This is a genomic window from Serratia sp. MMO-28, from assembly GCF_037199905.1.
GTDB classification, from domain to species: Bacteria; Pseudomonadota; Gammaproteobacteria; order Enterobacterales; family Enterobacteriaceae; genus Chania; species Chania oryzae.
The window spans coordinates 1-223 of the sequence record NZ_JBBCVB010000150.1 but is presented as its reverse complement, the minus strand read 5'-3'; the positions used below and the strand labels follow the sequence as shown (position 1 = coordinate 223).

Annotated in this window: 1 protein-coding gene; it reads left to right on the top strand. The window is 60.5% G+C overall.

Going from position 1 to position 223, the window contains the following annotated elements:
* Nucleotides 1-28: 28 nt before the first annotated feature.
* Nucleotides 29-223, top strand: a 195-nt coding sequence (locus tag WG891_RS26945; RefSeq protein ID WP_337274599.1) for a hypothetical protein, incomplete at its 3' end; no start/stop codon positions are given.

The window sequence follows — 223 nt, the reverse complement described above, 5'->3', positions numbered from 1 at the left end:
CACCGACGCGGCGGGCAATACGTCCGCAATGTCCCCACCGTGGGCTCTGGTGATCGACATTACGCCACCTGCTCAGCCGGGAACTGACGGCAATGGCTCGGGCATTAACGATATTATCGACGATCAGGGGCCGGTACAGGGGCCGATCGCCAAAGGTGAAACCACTGACGACACCAAGCCGACGTTGAACGGCAAGGGTGAACCCGGTGACACCATTGTGGTG